General features: G+C 59.0%; 18 protein-coding genes. 12 read left to right on the top strand and 6 right to left on the bottom strand.

What is annotated here, in order from left to right:
* Positions 1-21 precede the first annotated feature (21 nt).
* Positions 22-1,173: a radical SAM family heme chaperone HemW gene (gene hemW, locus CD351_RS09970; protein WP_111992510.1), complete on the top strand. Its 1,152-nt coding sequence runs from the start codon at positions 22-24 to the stop codon at positions 1,171-1,173.
* Entirely contained in the window at positions 1,170-2,069 is a 900-nt protein-coding gene (locus CD351_RS09965; RefSeq protein ID WP_111992509.1) for a tyrosine recombinase XerC, read from the top strand. Before hemW ends, CD351_RS09965 begins: the two co-directional genes overlap by 4 nt.
* On the opposite strand, the gene gshB is transcribed toward CD351_RS09965, so the two are convergent.
* The 3 genes from gshB to rsmI are packed head-to-tail and all read right to left on the bottom strand — an operon-like array spanning position 2,066 to position 4,261.
* A complete protein-coding gene (gshB, locus tag CD351_RS09960; protein WP_111992508.1) occupies positions 2,066-3,028 on the bottom strand; it encodes a glutathione synthase in 963 nt (320 codons plus the stop codon). The two genes, CD351_RS09965 and gshB, sit on opposite strands and share 4 nt — an antisense overlap.
* Positions 3,029-3,050: 22 nt before the next feature.
* A complete protein-coding gene (locus CD351_RS09955) occupies positions 3,051-3,407 on the bottom strand; it encodes a YraN family protein (protein WP_111992507.1) in 357 nt (118 codons plus the stop codon).
* On the bottom strand, positions 3,404-4,261 hold the full coding sequence (gene rsmI, locus CD351_RS09950) for a 16S rRNA (cytidine(1402)-2'-O)-methyltransferase (protein WP_111992506.1): 858 nt from the start codon (positions 4,259-4,261) through the stop codon (positions 3,404-3,406). Before rsmI ends, CD351_RS09955 begins: the two co-directional genes overlap by 4 nt.
* 41 nt (positions 4,262-4,302) lie before the next feature.
* On the opposite strand from rsmI, the gene CD351_RS09945 reads away from it, so the two are divergent.
* The 6 genes from CD351_RS09945 to CD351_RS09920 all read left to right on the top strand — a co-directional run bounded on the left by CD351_RS09945 (position 4,303) and on the right by CD351_RS09920 (position 10,087).
* The gene (locus CD351_RS09945; RefSeq protein WP_111992505.1) at positions 4,303-5,514 is read left to right on the top strand and encodes a penicillin-binding protein activator; all 1,212 of its coding nucleotides are present in this window, start codon (positions 4,303-4,305) and stop codon (positions 5,512-5,514) included.
* Positions 5,515-5,578: 64 nt separating this feature from the next.
* Entirely contained in the window at positions 5,579-7,567 is a 1,989-nt protein-coding gene (gene parE, locus CD351_RS09940) for a DNA topoisomerase IV subunit B (protein ID WP_111992504.1), read from the top strand.
* Positions 7,567-7,938, top strand: a complete 372-nt coding sequence (locus CD351_RS09935; RefSeq protein WP_111992503.1) for a hypothetical protein — start codon at positions 7,567-7,569, stop codon at positions 7,936-7,938. The genes parE and CD351_RS09935 overlap by 1 nt, the downstream gene beginning before the upstream one ends.
* 64 nt (positions 7,939-8,002) lie before the next feature.
* Positions 8,003-8,527 (top strand): RNA polymerase sigma factor, encoded by a 525-nt coding sequence (locus CD351_RS09930; protein WP_111992502.1) that lies wholly within the window; start codon positions 8,003-8,005, stop codon positions 8,525-8,527.
* Positions 8,524-9,099 carry a hypothetical protein gene (locus CD351_RS09925; RefSeq protein ID WP_111992501.1) on the top strand — a complete coding sequence of 192 codons (576 nt, stop codon included), beginning with the start codon at positions 8,524-8,526 and terminating at the stop codon, positions 9,097-9,099. The genes CD351_RS09930 and CD351_RS09925 overlap by 4 nt, the downstream gene beginning before the upstream one ends.
* A gap of 118 nt (positions 9,100-9,217) precedes the next feature.
* Entirely contained in the window at positions 9,218-10,087 is an 870-nt protein-coding gene (locus CD351_RS09920; RefSeq protein ID WP_111993697.1) for a MoxR family ATPase, read from the top strand.
* Positions 10,088-10,103: 16 nt separating this feature from the next.
* Here CD351_RS09920 and CD351_RS09915 read toward each other — a convergent pair whose 3' ends face one another.
* Entirely contained in the window at positions 10,104-11,504 is a 1,401-nt protein-coding gene (locus CD351_RS09915; RefSeq protein ID WP_111992500.1) for a methyl-accepting chemotaxis protein, read from the bottom strand.
* Positions 11,505-11,628: 124 nt separating this feature from the next.
* Here CD351_RS09915 and CD351_RS09910 point away from each other — a divergent pair, with 124 nt between their 5' ends.
* Together CD351_RS09910 and CD351_RS09905 are read left to right on the top strand one after the other, a co-directional pair.
* The gene (locus CD351_RS09910; RefSeq protein WP_111992499.1) at positions 11,629-12,813 is read left to right on the top strand and encodes a VWA domain-containing protein; all 1,185 of its coding nucleotides are present in this window, start codon (positions 11,629-11,631) and stop codon (positions 12,811-12,813) included.
* 60 nt (positions 12,814-12,873) lie between these two features.
* Positions 12,874-13,296, top strand: coding sequence for a hypothetical protein (locus CD351_RS09905; RefSeq protein ID WP_111992498.1), 423 nt, complete (start codon positions 12,874-12,876; stop codon positions 13,294-13,296).
* Here CD351_RS09905 and CD351_RS09900 read toward each other — a convergent pair.
* A complete protein-coding gene (locus tag CD351_RS09900) occupies positions 13,290-14,516 on the bottom strand; it encodes an exo-beta-N-acetylmuramidase NamZ domain-containing protein (protein WP_111992497.1) in 1,227 nt (408 codons plus the stop codon). The two genes, CD351_RS09905 and CD351_RS09900, sit on opposite strands and share 7 nt — an antisense overlap.
* 96 nt (positions 14,517-14,612) lie before the next feature.
* On the opposite strand from CD351_RS09900, the gene CD351_RS09895 reads away from it, so the two are divergent.
* Positions 14,613-15,104, top strand: coding sequence for a TspO/MBR family protein (locus tag CD351_RS09895; RefSeq protein ID WP_111992496.1), 492 nt, complete (start codon positions 14,613-14,615; stop codon positions 15,102-15,104).
* Here the strand turns inward: CD351_RS09895 and CD351_RS09890 are convergent.
* Positions 15,101-15,619 (bottom strand): hypothetical protein, encoded by a 519-nt coding sequence (locus CD351_RS09890; RefSeq protein ID WP_111992495.1) that lies wholly within the window; start codon positions 15,617-15,619, stop codon positions 15,101-15,103. The two genes, CD351_RS09895 and CD351_RS09890, sit on opposite strands and share 4 nt — an antisense overlap.
* An 87-nt stretch (positions 15,620-15,706) precedes the next feature.
* On the opposite strand from CD351_RS09890, the gene tyrS reads away from it, so the two are divergent.
* Positions 15,707-16,933, top strand: coding sequence for a tyrosine--tRNA ligase (tyrS, locus tag CD351_RS09885; protein WP_111992494.1), 1,227 nt, complete (start codon positions 15,707-15,709; stop codon positions 16,931-16,933).
* Positions 16,934-17,068: the final 135 nt, after the last annotated feature.

Raw genomic sequence — 17,068 nt, 5'->3', positions numbered from 1 at the left:
ACGGAAAGACTGACACGACCCTTGGCCCGCGCCCTCTACATTCACTGGCCCTTCTGTGCGAAGAAATGCCCTTATTGCGACTTCAACTCGCATGTCCGCGACAGAGTCGACACCGAAGTTTGGCAACGCGCGCTCATCGCCGACATGCGCGCCGAAGCGAATGAGGCTGGCGGAGAAGCCCTTACCTCGATCTTCTTCGGCGGTGGAACCCCGTCGCTGATGCCTCCGACACTCGTCAACGCGCTCTTGGGTGAAGCCGAGCAACTTTGGGGGTTTTCGCCAGAGATCGAGATTACGCTTGAGGCCAACCCTTCATCGGTCGAGGCAGCGAATTTCGCCGCTCTTGCCGCAGCTGGCATCAATCGCGTTTCGCTCGGTGTGCAATCGCTCGACGACCGGACTTTGCGCTGGTTGGGTAGGTTGCATGGAGCACAGGAGGCACTTGAAGCGCTTGAAGTGGCTCAGACGCATTTTGAGCGGGTGAGTTTCGACCTCATTTACGCCCTGCCCGATCAGTCCCCAGCGGAATGGGAGGCGCAGCTTACAAGAGCCCTGTCCTACGGCACCTCGCATATGTCGCTTTACCAGCTGACGATCGAGCCCGGCACGCGGTTCGAAACTGATGTTCGCCTCGGCAGGTTTGCACCGCTGGACGATGATGAGGCAGCAGAGCTGTTCTCGCTCACCCAATCCCTCACGTCGGCAGCAGGGTTGCCGGCATATGAAACGAGCAATCACGCGAGGCCGGGCGATGAAAGCCGCCACAATCTCACGTATTGGCGGTACGAGGATTATGCCGGGGTCGGTCCGGGTGCCCATGGAAGACGCGGCGGTTTTGCGACTGTCCGGCACAAGAAGCCGGAAAATTTTCTCAAGGCGGTGAACGAACGATCGCACGGGATCTCAGAACAACGCCTTCTGGACCCGAACGAAGCAGCGTCAGAAGCCTTGATGATGGGGCTGAGGCTTGTCGAGGGTGTCGATCTGGAAGCCTTGGCCGTCCGATTTCAGCAGGATCGCGATCAAATGGTCAACGCTGCCAAGCTGACGCATCTGAAGGACATTGGGCTCGTCTGGCAGATCGATAACCGGATCGGCCTCACCGATGCGGGCCACCCGGTCCTTGATGCGGTGCTGGGCGAGTTGGTTGCGGACACATTGGTGCAGGCGTGAGCGAGGTAGAACTCATCGCACAATGGCGCGCGCACCTCACCGATGCCAGACGCAGAAGCCCTCACACTGTCCGTGCATATGTAAGCGCTGCGCAACGTCTGCTCAGGGGCAAACAACTTATCTCTTGGGACGAGGTTGCCGCAGTAGAGGCACACGATCTTCGCGGCCATCTGGCCAACCGCAGGGCCGAAGGGCTCTCCAACGCAAGCGCCGCGCGCGAGCTTTCGGCTTTGAAAGCGCTTATCGCTTATGCACGTTCGGAGGCCGGTGATCCTGACCCGTCCGCGCCGCGCCTGCGCGGGCCGAGGCTCAAGAAAGGTCTGCCCCGCCCCGTTACGCCCGATGAGGCGCTCAATATCGCGGAACTGATCGACGAGACGGCAAGCGAGGACTGGATCGGCTCGCGCGATCGGGCGGTGCTTTTGCTGATGTATGGAAGCGGGCTGCGCATTGCCGAGGCGCTCTCACTGCGCGGCCGGGATGCGGTTTTGGCAGAGACACTTATGGTCACCGGCAAGGGCGGCAAGCAGCGCCTGGTTCCGATCCTTCCCATCACACGCGAGGCCGTAAGTGAGTATGCCAAACAGTGCCCGTGGCCCCTCACCGCTGATGAGCCTTTGTTTAGAGGTGCAAAGGGAGGTCCGCTGTCTGCGGGCATGGTGCAAAAGGCAATGGCGCGTGCGCGGCGGGCGCTGGGACTGCCCGACACCGCAACGCCTCACGCGCTGCGGCACTCTTTCGCGACGCATTTGCTGGGAGCGGGAGCTGATCTGCGCAGCTTGCAGGAATTATTGGGGCATGCTTCTCTGGGCTCGACACAGATCTATACCAAGGTCGATGCGGCAAGCTTGCTAGAGACGTATCGCGGGGCTCATCCAAGGGCGAAGAAGCGCTAGGCGTTCTGGGACGACAGACGCGCTTCGATCGCATCCCAGATCATCCCTGCGAGATCCGTCCCGTCAAACTCCGAAATTGCCACTATGCCAGTGGGTGAGGTCACGTTGATTTCGGTGAGCCATTTGCCCCCGATCACGTCGATGCCGACAAAGGTCAGGCCAAGCCGCTTCAGGTCCGGCCCCATTGCCTCGCAGATTTCGATCTCGCGTTCGGTGAGCTGGGTGGCCTCGGCGCTTCCGCCCATGGCGAGGTTCGAGCGGAACTCACCTTCGCCCGGTATCCGATTGATTGCGCCCGCTATTTCGCCGTCGATCAGCACGATGCGTTTGTCGCCCTCGGCAACTTCCGGAAGGAAAGGCTGAACCATGTGGGGTTCGGGCCAGGTCTGGTTGAAAACCTCGAACAGCGCCGTGAGATTGTCACCCGATGCTGGCACGCGGAAGATTGCCTTCCCTCCGTTGCCATGGATCGGTTTCACCACCACAGCGCCGTACTCTGCCATAAATCGCTTCACCTCGTCGACCGAGCGCGTGACAAGCGTTGGGGGCATGAAGCGGCGATAGTCGAGAACCATCACTTTTTCAGGTGCATTACGGACATTGGCGGGATCGTTGACGACCAATGTCTCTCCCTGAACCCGCTCAAGCAGATGCGTCGCCGTGATGTAGCCCATGTGAAACGGAGGGTCCTGCCGCATCAAGACCACGTCGATGTCGCGTCCAAGATCCAGTCGTTGAGGCTCGCCTTTCTCAAAATGGTCCCCGACAACACGCTGCACAGTGACCGGAAAACACCGAGCAAACAGGCGATCTTCGGCATCAAGCGTCAGGCTTTCCACGTGATATTCGAACACCTCATATCCGCGCTCTTGTGCTGCGAGCATGAGCGCGAATGAGCTGTCGCCCTTGATGTTGATGTTCTCGATTGGGTCCATCTGGACTGCGATCTTCAGGGACATAGGTGCTGGTTTCTCTCGCTATTCAGGGCATCCAGGCGTTTTCGATGTGGCGAGGCCTGCTGCCGGGCGCAAGCAGGATCACATCGATGCGGATGTCATCATCAGGTTCCGTGTATTCGTGCGCGACCACCTCTACTGCAGCGGCCACTCGCGCAAGGCGCCGTTCGTCGATAGCTGTGTCGAGGTCTCGGCTGCGCTTTCGCCATTTAACCTCGATGAACGCAACCAAGCCCTTCTTTCGAGCAATCAAGTCAATCTCGCCAAGCTTGGTCTTGCGCCTTTCCGCAAGCACCTCGAAACCTTGCTGCATGAGCCATTGCGCCGCCTGTGCCTCTGCCTCGCGGCCCTTGCGGTCCGCAATCACGCGTTTGACGCTCATTCTCCGCGAAGCTCCACCGCGCGCGAATACAGCACCTGCCGGTCGATCCCGGTTACCTTGGCAACCTTGCCTGCGGCTTTGCTTACGCTCATCGTCTCGAGCGCTTCGCGAAGCAACGTGTCGGGGTCGGCATCGCTGTGTGCCTCCTGAGGCGGGCCGACCAGCAGGACGATCTCGCCCTTGGGGGGATGCGCGGAATAATGCTCAGCCAGCACTGCCGGACTGGCCGAGCGGCATTCCTCGTGCAGCTTGGTAAGTTCACGCGCGACCGCGACTTCGCGCGTCGGCCAGACTTCCGCAATTGCCCTGAGCGATCGTTCAAGCCGAGGCCCGGTTTCATAGAAGATCAAGGTTGCGTTGATGTCAGCGAGTTCGGCCAGAACATCGCTGCGCGCTTTCTCTTTAACCGGCAGGAATCCGGCAAACAGGAACCGGTCGTTTGGCAGGCCCGATAGCGTCAATCCGGCTATGGCCGCGCACGCCCCTGGAATAGAGGTTACCTCGATGTTCTCCTCGCGAGCTTCGCGCACCAGTCGATAGCCGGGGTCGGAGACGAGCGGAGTGCCCGCATCGCTCACCAACGCAACCGGTTCGCGTCTCGCGGTCTCAATCAGGCGCGCGCGAACCTCAGCCGAAGCATGGTCATCATAACGCTGCATACGCGTCTTGATGGCATATGCCTTGAGGAGCTTTCCCGTAACTCGCGTATCCTCACAGGCGATAATCGCCGATCTGCGCAGCACGTCGAGCGCACGCATCGTTACATCGCCAAGATTGCCAATCGGGGTCGCGACTATATAGAGACCGGGATCAAGCAATTCGATGACGGCTGATTCAGGATTGTGCGTGCTCATGAGGGCCGCATCCTTGGAGAAGCGATGAGGGGTCGGCAAGAATGAAGCGTACGTTTGGCACCAATTTCCTTGCGAGCAAATCGCTCAGGGTCCTCAAAGCATTCAATCGTCGCAATGTCGCGATGGTGGGAACGGCAATGCTGCTGGCAGGCTGTCAGGTCATCCCCAAGACCGAAACGGTTTCGACGACGCCTGCAGCAACTCCAACCCCGCAGCCGAGCCAGACCGCCCTCCCCACCGATGCCACGCGTCATCGCGTTGCGCTGCTCGTGCCTATGGGCGGCACCGCGTCCGAGGTAGGACAGTCGCTGGCGAATGCGACTACAATGGCGCTTATCGACACGAATGCCAGCAACCTGCGCATAACGACCTACGACACCTCGCGCGGCGCGGCAGCAGCTGCGCGTCAGGCGATTACGGACGGCAACAGATTGATCCTCGGCCCGTTGCTCGCTGACAATGTGCCGGCTGTTCAAGCCGCCGCGCGACCTGCAAATGTGCCGTCGATCGCGTTCTCAAACGATTCGAGCGTTGCCAGCCCCGATGTTTTCGTGATGGGGCATATTCCAGAACAATCGATCCGCCGCACAGTCGAATATGCGCGTCGCAATGGCTCCAACAGTTTCGCCGCGCTGCTGCCTGAGGGTGATTACGGCCAACGTTCCTACAACGCTTTGCAGAACTCGCTTCGCGATTACGGCGGCAACCTGATCGCGTTCGAACGTTACGCGCGCGGCAACACCTCAATCGTCGGAGCTGCGCAGCGCCTTCGTCAGGCGGGTGGCTATGACACTGTGCTGATCGCCGATGGAGCGCGTCTTGCGATACAAGCGGCGGGTCAGATCCGCAGTCAGGGCGCCGAGGGAACCCGTCTTCTCGGAACTGAATTGTGGAGCGGCGAGGCTGCAATCACTCAGTCGAGCACTGTAAACGGCGCATTGTTCTCCGCCGTTTCCGATACCCGTTTCCGCCGCTTTGCCGACAGTTACGAGGCTCGCTTTGGCGCAAAGCCTTATCGCATTGCGACGCTTGGATACGACGCGGTGCTTCTTACGCTCCGCATTGCACAGGATTGGCAAGTGGGCGACAACTTCCCGACAAACCGGTTGTATGACCGCGGCGGGTTCCTTGGAGTTGATGGCCCGTTTCGCTTCGCTCGCAGCGGGGTCGCACAGCGTGCGCTCGAAGTGCGCGAGGTGCGCGGCAACCAGGTAGTCGCTGTTGACGCGGCTCCGCGCAGCTTCGGGAATTAAAAGCGGCGCAAAACGGGTGTGGCCCTGCTTGTGAGCAGTGGTCACTCGTCCCTATATCGGATGCATGTCCGATGACCTGTTTGAAAATACGCCGACCACATCCGGCGATTACGATTCTTCTTCCATCGAAGTGCTTGAAGGGCTTGAGCCGGTTCGCCGTCGTCCCGGCATGTATATCGGTGGCACAGATGACCGGGCGCTGCATCACCTCGCCGCCGAAGTTCTCGACAATTCAATGGACGAAGCCGTCGCCGGCCATGCGTCACGCATCGAAGTGCGGTTGGATGAGGGAAATCGCCTCAGTATCTCAGACAATGGACGCGGCATTCCGGTCGACGAACACCCAAAATATCCGGGCAAGTCGACCCTCGAAGTGATCCTCACGACTCTCCATTCAGGGGGCAAATTCTCGGGCAAGGCCTACGCCACCAGCGGCGGGCTTCACGGTGTGGGTGTCAGCGTCGTCAATGCGCTTTCATCGCAGACGCGCGTTGAAGTTGCCCGCGACAAGCAATTGTACGCCCAGGAGTTCGCCAAGGGCCATGCGCAGGGTCCTATCGAGGTCGTCGGTGCTGCGCCCAACCGGCGCGGCACGACGGTGAGCTTCACGCCAGACACCGAAATCTTCGGTGATCGCCAGTTCAAACCTCACCGCCTATTCAAGCTTGCTCGTTCCAAGGCGTATCTGTTTGCTGGAGTCGAAATCCGCTGGAAATGCGCGCAGAGCCTTACCAGCGACGATGTCCCGGCAGAGGCCACCTTCAAGTTTCCCGGCGGGCTTGCCGACCATCTGGCTGAACAGGTCGGGGAACGCGAATGCGTCACATCCCAACCCTTTACCGGGAAACAGGACTTTGCCGAGAAAGACGGCATGGGCCAAGGAAGCGTCGAGTGGGCCATTGCGTGGCCACTCTACTCGGACGGCTCGACCAGCTGGTATTGCAACACCGTACCAACACCCGATGGCGGAACGCACGAACAGGGCGTTCGCGGCGCGCTTACCAAGGGGCTACGCGCGTTTGGCGAACTGACCGGTACGAAAAAGGCAAAGGACATCACGGCTGACGACGTGATGACCGGAGCTGAAGTGATGCTGAGCGTCTTTATCCGTGATCCTCAGTTCCAGTCACAGACCAAGGACCGCCTTACCTCGCCCGAAGCCGCACGGCTGGTGGAAGCGGCTGTGCGCGATCATTTCGACCATTTCCTTGCCGACAACATGGATCGCGGCAAGGCGCTTCTGGGCGAAGTGATGGAGCGCATGGACGAGCGGCTCAAGCGCAAGCAAGAGCGCGAGATCAAGCGCAAGACCGCCACGAATGCGAAGAAGCTGCGCCTCCCCGGCAAGCTTACTGATTGTTCGGGTGAAGGGGAGCGCGAGACCGAACTTTTCATCGTTGAAGGCGATTCCGCAGGTGGCAGCGCCAAACAGGCGCGCGACCGAAAGACACAGGCGATCCTCCCGATCCGGGGCAAGATCCTGAACGTCGCATCCGCTACCGCCGACAAGATCCGCGCAAATTCCGAGATTGCCGACCTTTCGCTCGCAATGGGCTGCGGCACGCGCAAGGAGTGCGATGCGGAGAACCTGCGGTACGACCGCATCATCATTATGACCGACGCAGACGTCGACGGCGCGCATATCGCAACCCTGTTGATGACGTTCTTCTTCCAGGAAATGGCCGATGTCGTGCGCAAGGGGCACCTGTTCCTCGCTCAGCCTCCGCTTTACCGGCTTACGGCCGGGAAGGAGAGCCGCTACGCCCGCGATGACGCGCATCGCTCAGAGCTCGAAGCGACGGTTTTCAAGGGCAAGAAGGTCGACGTAGCGCGCTTCAAAGGTCTGGGTGAGATGAACCCACAGCAGCTGCGCGAAACCACCATGCACCCGGACACGCGCAGCCTCGTCCGGATCACGCTCCCTGCCGAATTCGAACAGCGCGCAGGCGTGAAAGAACTGGTCGATCAACTGATGGGCCGTAACCCTGAACACCGCTTCAACTTCATCCAGAACCGCGCGGGAGAGATGGACCGCGACATGATTGACGCTTGATGTCGGATAGGCGCAAATACCCAAATCCTCGCGAAGAGGACATCTACGCGGGCGACAGACGAGTATCCCGCCCTGACAGCGCTTTACCCGACTGGCACATACCCGACGCGAAGTATCGGCCGATCCCGATCGCGTGGTTTGCCGCCGCCTTCCTTCTTCAACTGACGCTGCTCACCGTCGTTTTCATCGTACTTTCCGCGCAATCTGGCTGGATCACGATCGCACTTTCAAGCCTCATAACCGGTGCAATCGGCATGTGGACCTGGGAGCGGGGGATGAAGGATACTGGCGCAGGCTGGAAGATCGCGACCGCGCTTGTTTTAGCAGCGCAACTCGCTTTCGTCTGTCTCGGAGCGAGCGCGCGCCTCTAAGACAGCACTTAAGATATTTGCGCCCCCCTTGTAAGAAATCCGGATATGGCTGGACTAAGGGGGCATGAGACAAGACGCAGACACTCTTTACCGGCAGGCAGGCGAAGAATTTGCGCCGGCGCTTGCCCGCCTCGCTCGCGCCGTCGAACGCAATGCGGACAAGGCGCGCGATCTTGAACAAGAGATGCACTGCGCCCTGTGGGCCAGCCTCGCACGGTTCAATGGCGACTGTGCCCTCAAGACCTGGGTCTACCGCGTCGCGCATAACGTCGCGGCCGATCATGTCGCGAAGGCCGTGCGCGGGCCGAAGAAAGTACCGCTCGATGAGATTGATGCGCTACCAGATGCAGCCAACCCTGAAATCAATGCCGCTGACAACCTCGTCCTGGAGCAAGTGGCGGAGCTGATCCGGCGGCTCCCTGCTCTCGACGCGCAAGTCATCGTTCTGTGGCTCGAAGGCGAGAGCGCTTCAGACATTTCCGAAATCACCGGCCTGTCTTCAGGCGCGGTCGCCACCCGTGTGCATCGCATCAAGGCGCTGCTCGCGGACCACTTCAACACGCCAAACGACCAAGGAGAAACCCCATGAGCCTCCCCCCAATCCAAGGTTGGAACAACCGCCAGGATGACGCAGCCTTCAGTGATCCTGTCGATTGCGCCGCCCGCGCTGGCAAGTTTGAGCGCCGCGTGCGGATTCGCAACATCATCGAATACGCAGCAGCAGTGTTTGTTATCATCCTGTTCTCCGGAATGGCTGTCGGCGCAATTATGCGAGATGAGTTCCTCATCGCCTTGTCGGCAATACTCACCGTCGCCGGAATTATCATTGTCGTGGTCGGGCTCAGGCGCCGCGCTAGCAACCTTGAACGCCGTCCCGAAGATGCTTGCGTCGTACATCTTCGCCGCCAGTATCAGCGCCAGTACGAAGCGTTGCGCGATGTACCGCGCTGGTATCTTGCCCCGCTGATGCCCGGAGTTATCCTGTTCTACTATGCCGTAACAGCAAAGGTTGCCGAGGTGATGGGCTGGCTCCGCGCTATCGAAGGGGCTGCGGGACCTGCAGCCATCACCTTCGGGATCTTTGCTCTTGTTGCTCTCGCCAACTGGATCGGCGCGCGCGCGCTCAAGAAGAAAGTCGATGAAATAGAGGCGCTAGCCTGACACTCGATCCCGGATTAGTGGACTGCTCGCTCAACCGGGCGGTCCCCTTCCCCCCTTGCGCGCTGAGCCCACGTCTCTTATCGCGGCGCACAAATAAATGCGTTTTGAAGGGAAACCGATGACCGAGAAGAGCACCGACCAGCAGCGTTTCGAAGGGACGAGCGATTACATCGCGACCGAGGATCTGAAGGTCGCCGTCAACGCAGCTGTCACGCTTCGCCGTCCGCTTCTGGTCAAAGGTGAGCCGGGAACCGGCAAGACCGTGCTCGCATATGAAATCTCGAAAGCCATTGGTGCACCGCTGATTGAGTGGAACGTGAAATCGACCACCAAGGCACAGCAGGGCCTGTATGAATATGACGCGGTTGCGCGCCTTCGTGATGGCCAGCTTGGTGAAGAGCGTGTTCACGATATTCGCAACTACATCAAGAAGGGCAAGCTATGGGAGGCGTTCACTTCCGAGCAGCTGCCGGTTCTGCTGATCGATGAGATCGACAAGGCCGATATCGAATTCCCAAACGACCTGCTTCAGGAACTGGATCGTATGAGCTTCGACGTATACGAAACGCAGGAGCGGATCGAGGCGAAGGAACGCCCCATCGTCGTCATCACTTCAAACAATGAAAAGGAACTGCCCGACGCATTCCTGCGCCGCTGTTTCTTCCACTACATCAAATTCCCGGACCGCGAGACGATGCAGTCGATCATCGACGTGCACTATCCCGGCATTCAGAAATCGCTGGTCAAGAAGGCCATGGATATCTTCTATGAACTGCGCGAAGTGCCGGGCCTCAAGAAGAAGCCATCGACCAGCGAGCTGCTCGACTGGCTGAAGCTGCTGCTCAACGAGGACATGCCGTTAGAGGTGCTTCAGGACGCGAACCCGAACAGCGCGATCCCGCCGCTTCACGGCGCCTTGCTCAAGAACGAGCAGGACGTGATGCTGTTTGAGCGGCTAGCCTTCATGGCCCGCCGCAACCCCAGCTAAGGCCGAGCAAGTCCCATCACTGGAAGCTGTAGGCGATCTCGTAATCGCCCCAGCGCCGGCCATTGATGTAGATCGGGATGTAGACATTGCGGACGACTTGATATGTCGTTCCGTCGCCCTCCTGGCGATACACACCCATCATAAATGGCGCAGTGCTTACTTTGGCTTTTCTGTCCATCGGTCCCCAAAGGATGCGCCCGTTGCGACAGAATTTCGTGTCGTGAGCCACATCGCCTGTCGGTTCGCGAGACATCTCGGTTAGGTGGGTCGGCAGATAGCCCTTGGTGTCGGTACAGGTGGTCGCGATGATGTTCGTATCGCTTTTCTTCACCGAATCGAGGATGGGACGAAGGTTTCGGTCGGCCCAATGGTTGAGGCTCGTGCGATAGCGTGGCGGATTGCTTCCGGGAATGAGCTCGTAATTCTGGTCGAAGGCTTCCGATAGCGAAAGAGAGCCAGATTGGATGGCCTCTTCGAACATCGTCGCGACCTTGCGGGCGATGTCCTGAGCCTGTTCGACCTTCAAACTGTCCTGTGGGCTGAGCCCAGCGGTGACCAGCGAATCAAACATGTCGTTCGCGGTCATTTCGAGCTCTTCCATGCGCTCGTGCGCGCCCTGAAGCTGGGTTTCATTCGCACGTGCTGCCGAGTCAAAACTCGTCAGCACTTTCTGAACGGCATCGACATGGCCCGAGATCGTTCCTGTAGAGCGGGCGATCACATCGTTCTGTTTGTCCACCTCTTCGACGAGATCCCCGACGCTCGAAATCGTGCTCTCAATGCGGGCAACCGAAGCCTTTGCCTCCGCGCTGGCCTTGGAGCCTTCCTCGATGCGTCCGATCACCTGGGAAGCCTCGTCGCCAAGTGCGTCGATAGTATGAGCGATTTCTTCGGTCGCCTTGCGCGTGTCATTGGCGAGGCTTTTCACCTCGCTCGCAACCACGGCGAAAGTGCGCCCGGCGTCACCTGCGCGCATGGCTTCGATCGTCGCGTTAAGGGCGAGGATGTTGGTGGTTTCAGCAATATTGTCAATGTCTTGCGCGCTTCGGCGGACCTGCTCCATCGCAGCCGAAAAGCTCGTGACGTGCTGGCCCAGGGCGTCGACGAGGTCGAGCAACGAACCGATCTGTCCCAGCGATGACTGGATCAGACGCGTTCCCTCACCAAGGCGTTCAATCGCGCGTTCCGAAAGCAGGCGCGCTTCATCGCTCGCTTCGGCAACCTTGATTTGATCTGATTCAAGTGCCGTTACGGTGCCGCGCAAGGCCTCATGCTCTGCGCGGAGTGTTTCGGAGGATTTGATTACTTTCTCAACGATACCCGCGACATCGGTACAACCGACGGTCACTGCTCCACATTTCTCTGGAATCTTGTCCAGCGCTGATGCGTTCGCGGTATCGATCTCTACTGGCTTCATGGCGTTGCTGTCCCCTGTATGTGCCTGCCCTAGCTTCAAGATGGTTAGCGAAGGCTTAAGGGGATGCCGCAGTATGGCGGTCATGGGGCTGGAAACCCGCTGAAATCGTGTTTAGACCACGGACATGTTTTTCAATTTCATGGACGAACTGCGCGAGGCCGGAATCGGCGCGAGCTTCAAGGAACATCTCACCTTGCTCGAAGCGCTCGACAAGGACGTGATCGAGCAAACGCCCGAGGCGTTCTACTATCTGTCACGCGCCACCTTCGTCAAAGACGAGGGCATGCTCGACAAGTTCGATCAGGTGTTTCACAAGGTATTCAAAGGGATAATGACCGATTACGGCCAGAATCCCGTGGATGTGCCGGAAGACTGGCTCAAAGCCGTTGCTGAGAAATTTCTGTCTGAAGAGGAAATGGCAGAGATCGAAAAGCTCGGTGATTGGGACGAGTTGATGGAGACTTTGAAAAAACGGCTCGAGGAACAGGAAAAACGCCACGAAGGCGGCAATAAGTGGATCGGCACCGGCGGCACATCGCCCTTCGGCAATTCAGGCTACAATCCGGAAGGAGTGCGCATAGGTGGCGAAAGCCGGCACAAGCGCGCTGTAAAAGTCTGGGAAAAGCGCGAGTTCAAGAACCTTGACAACACCAAAGAGCTTGGCACCCGAAACATCAAGATGGCGCTTCGCAGATTGCGCCGTTTCGCTCGCGAGGGCGCTCAGGACCAATTGGACCTCGATGCGACAATCGATGGCACCGCCAAGCAGGGCTGGCTCGACATTCACATGCGGGCAGAACGGCGAAATGCGGTCAAGCTGTTGCTGTTTCTCGATGTGGGCGGCTCGATGGATCCGTTCATCAAGCTGGTTGAAGAACTCTTCAGCGCGGCGACGGCTGAGTTCAAGAATCTCGAATTCTTCTACTTCCACAATTGCCTTTATGAAGGCGTCTGGAAGGATAACAAGCGCCGCTGGCAGGAACGCACCAAGACGTGGGACGTGCTCCACAAATACGGTCATGACTACAAGGTGGTCTTCGTCGGCGATGCAGCGATGAGCCCTTATGAAATCACGCATGCCGGTGGCAGTGTGGAACATATGAATGAAGAAGCTGGCGGCATCTGGATGAAACGTGTGACCGACACTTATCCGGCCACCGTTTGGCTCAATCCCGTGCCGGAAAAGCAATGGGGCTATTCGCAATCGACCAAGATCATCAAGGAACTGGTGAACGATCGCATGTTCCCGCTGACGCTTGAGGGGCTGGACGGCGCAATGCGGGAGCTCAGCCGCAAACAGGGGCACTAAGCAGCACTCGCGAGAACGGCTCTTTTCTGTTACAGCACTGGCAGGAAAGGGAGAATTGTGATGCGCATCGTATTTGTTCCGCTGGCAGCAGTCGCTTTGATTGGTGCTGGTGACCCTGAATTTGCGGCTCCCGGACAGACTGCGCTCAACAATCCTGCCTATACCACCCCGCCAGAGCGCTGGCGCACAATCGAGGATGCGCACGAGGATGATACCAACCTCGCCCAGATCCTCGAACGCACGCAACGCGACGAAAGCTGCAACGACCGAGTTATTCAGGCGCGTGAGGCTTCGGGCCAGACGCCATTCTTCTCACGCGAACCGGCGTCCCCTGACAAACCGCTCGCAATTTATGCCGTACATCGGCAACAGGACGGTTGCTCGGTCATGGTGATGATGGGCGACCCCGATGATATCCGGCCTCTTCCGGAGCCTCAGGACGGCCCCCTCCTTCAGCAAATTCCGGCAAGAGCCGATCAGTAAAGCAAGTGTTGGCGCACGGTCTGTACCCATGCCGCTTCATCGTGTGAGGCTCCATTGTCGAGATCATGCGGAGAGGCGTCGGGGTTATCGACCCATTCGCGCAAGGCTGGTCCGCCATTGATCACGTCGATCGCCAGTCGGTCTAGCTCGTACTCATAAGGGAAATCACGCCACAGGTCGTAATCCGGGTACAGCCGCCGGATGGCTTTGAACGCGAGTGCCTGCATGCGCCAGGGCTTGAAAGCGTCGTGATCGTAGTCAGGCCCTTCGGCATGCAGCATCAGTGCGTTGCACAGCTTGCCCGCGTGCTTGTGGAAGGTCGGCTCAAACCAGCAATCGCGCATCCTGACACCGCTGCACCAGTCAGGCGCGAAAGCGAACATCTCAGTCGCCACCGCTTTTGCGTCGATGTCGGGCGCTCCGAACAGCACCTCGAGCGGGCGCGTGGTTCCGCGACCTTCCGACAGTGTCGTGCCTTCAAGCATGACCGTCCCGGCGTAACAGCGCGCCATGTTGACGCTCGCCGCGTTGGGTGAGGGATTGATCCAGATGCGTGATGCAGGCCAGCCAAAACCGCTTGCCACCGATCTGTCACCCGCGTCGGGTTGCCATCCTTCCATGGCCACCACTTTGTAAGAGACGTCGAGGTCGAAATGTTCGACAAACCAATGGCCCATCTCTCCCATCGTAAGGCCATGACGCATCGGCATGGGAGCCGCCCCGACGAAGCTTTCGTGTCCCGGAACCAACAATGTGCCTTCGACCGGACGACCTGCGGGATTGGGGCGGTCCAACACCCATACTTCCTTGCCGTGCTTTGCTGCCTCCTCAAGCAGATAGAGCAGCGTGGTCACGAAAGTGTAGATGCGGCAGCCAAGATCCTGAAGGTCGAACAGGAACACATCCGCGCTCGACATCATCTGCCCGGTGGGCCTGCGCACTTCTCCGTAAAGGCTGAAGATCGGGATGCCATATTGCGCATCCATTTCATCGGCCGTCTCGACCATGTTGTCCTGCTTGTCCCCCTTCAGCCCATGCTGTGGCCCGAAGGCGCTGCTGACATTTACGCCTGCGGCGATAAGCGCGTCGAGACTGTGCGTCAGGTCGGCGGTCACGCTTGCCGGATGAGCAACAAGTGCGACGCGGCGATCGCCAAGTTGAGCGATCAGGTCAGGTGATGCGAGCAGACGGTCGATGCCGAATTGGACTGAATTGGCCATGGCAAGAGCGTTGGAACAGGCTTCCGTCAAAGGCAAGCGCTCGTAGCTCGCTTTGCCTGCGCGGAACGTATCGTCTATCGAAGCGCTTGTAACACCATGGACTACACCGCCCTCACCTTCGCGATCCTCTATGGCTTTGGCCTCAACATAGCAGGCGGACTGCTGACCGACCTTAGCGAATGGTATCACAATCTTGAAAAGCCCTGGTTCCAGCCACCCGGCTGGGCATTTGGTCCTGCTTGGACGATCATCCTCGGTCTGGCTGGATGGGCGCTCTACATCGGCCTCACCGAGGCTGAGAGCGCTGCGCAGTATTATACCGTGGCGGCCGCTTTTTCGATCAACGCCGTTTTCCACTTCCTGTGGTCGCCGTTGTTCTTCAAGTTCAAACGCCCTGACTGGTCGTTCTATGAGAACTGGGCTCTCATCGCCTCATGCATTGCGCTGGCATTCGTTCTGGACCCGGTTTCAAGCTTCGCCGCTTGGCTGGTCCTGCCTTACATCCTATGGACGTGTTTCGCGCAGGCCATTAATTTCAAGGTCGTGCGACTGAACGGCCCATTTGGCAGTCGCGCCGAAGAGGCCTAACCCCGGTCGACGATCCACTGGCGACAGGCTTCGGAGTGGAACTCGGCCTTGCCGGGAGGAAACGCCAGCGCCCAGAATTGCAGAGCGCCATCCTCATGCTCGACAATAGCGTTTAGTGCCACCTGCGCAGGCGCAGGAAGTTGAGCTGCGATGCTGGCTTTCAGAACAAGCTCTCCAACCCCGTTGGCGCTCGCTCTGGCGTGGCTCAAGGAAATCGCATCGACGGGCGCATCTCGCATCCCTTCGCGGAATGCGTCGAAGTCGTACGCCGCCCAGCGGCTCGAGGGCGAAAGATTGAATTCGCGGTAGTAGGTTCCGCCAATCGGCTGCCAGAATATCTCAAAGCATGTTGCCTTCCACAGATCGTCGGTTCGAACCGATGGTCCGGGTTCGGGGAGCCGGATTGCGTCGATATTGCCTTCAAACCGAAATTCGGCCTCGCAGCCGACCTCGGTGGGCTTCACATGGGCCGTCACAGCGCGGATCGGTCCAAGGTCGCAGGTTCGGTGTAACATGAGTGGTCGCATGGCTTTTCCATGGCTGACTGCAACCGGGCGAGCAAGCCACTTCCAAGCAACCCTCCCCACTGTTAAGCGCGGCGCATGACTTACGAATCCGACCTTCTGCGCCTTCTCGAAGAGCGCGGCCATCTTCACCAGATCACCGATGCAGGCGCGCTCGATGCGCTCGCGGCCAAGCAGGTGATTACCGGCTATGTCGGGTTCGATCCCACCGCACCCTCGCTGCATATCGGCAACCTTGCTTCGATCATGCTCTTGAAGCGTCTGCAACAGGCCGGGCATTGCCCCATCGTAATCATGGGCGGGGGCACTGCGCGGGTGGGTGATCCTTCGGGGCGAGACGAGACGCGCCAGCTGATGACGGACGAACGGCTGGCCGCGAATATCGCGGGGATCAGGGGCAGTTTCGAACGCATCCTGCGTTTCGATGACAGCGAGACCGGCGCGCTGCTCATCAATAATGACGATTGGCTGTCGAAGCTCGGCTATATCGAGCTGTTGCGCGATGTCGGACCGCATTTCACGATCAATCGCATGCTGACGTTCGACTCGGTCAAGCTGAGGCTTGATCGCGAGCAACCGCTCAGTTTTCTCGAATTCAATTACATGATCATGCAGGCATACGATTTCCTCGTGCTCGCACGTGATTATGGTTGCCAGCTGCAATTGGGCGGCAGCGATCAGTGGGGCAACATCGTCAATGGTATCGAGCTGAACCGTCGGATCGATCAACGCGAGGTCTATGGCGTAACCGCACCGCTCATCACGCGCGCCGACGGCGCCAAGATGGGCAAGTCGGTTGATGGCGCAATCTGGCTGAACGAAGATGCTTTGCCCGCTTACGATTTCTGGCAGTATTGGCGGAACACCGACGATCGCGACGTTGGCAAGTTCCTGAGGCTCTTCACCGACATTCCCCTCGATGAAATTGCTCGTCTCGAAAAGCTTGAAGGCGCCGAGATCAACGATGCAAAGGTCGTGCTGGCAAATGCGGTGACGGCCATGGTCCGCGGAGCCGATGCAGCCAAGGCTGCAGAGGGTACGGCGGCGACCACCTTTGCTGGTGGCGGCGCAGGCGAGGAACTGCCAACGCTTTCGGTCGGCCCAGAGGGTATGCGCATTGGAGCTGTTTTGACTCAGATCGGCTTCACCGCGTCCAATGGCGAAGCCAAGCGCAAGATCGCGGAAGGCGCGGTCAAACTTGACGGCGAAGCTGTCACCGATCCCGGCGCCTTGGTGGCCGTGGCAGATGGCGCGAGCGTCAAACTCAGTCTCGGCAAAAAGAAACACGGTATTCTCAACCGGTAGACCTTCGCTGGTCAGCCCCGTTAGCCGTTTTGACAAACGGGCGGTCAATCGCCTTTACCAAATGTCAGCCTTTACCCCGCATTAGGGGTGATGGCTCACGTTGTGTGGGCAGTTGAGAATATGGAGGGCGCCGAC

It is taken from the genome of Erythrobacter sp. KY5 (genome assembly GCF_003264115.1).
Lineage (GTDB): Bacteria > Pseudomonadota > Alphaproteobacteria > Sphingomonadales > Sphingomonadaceae > Erythrobacter.
The sequence above is the reverse complement of the archived record's forward strand: the minus strand, read 5'-3'. Positions and strand labels throughout refer to the sequence as shown.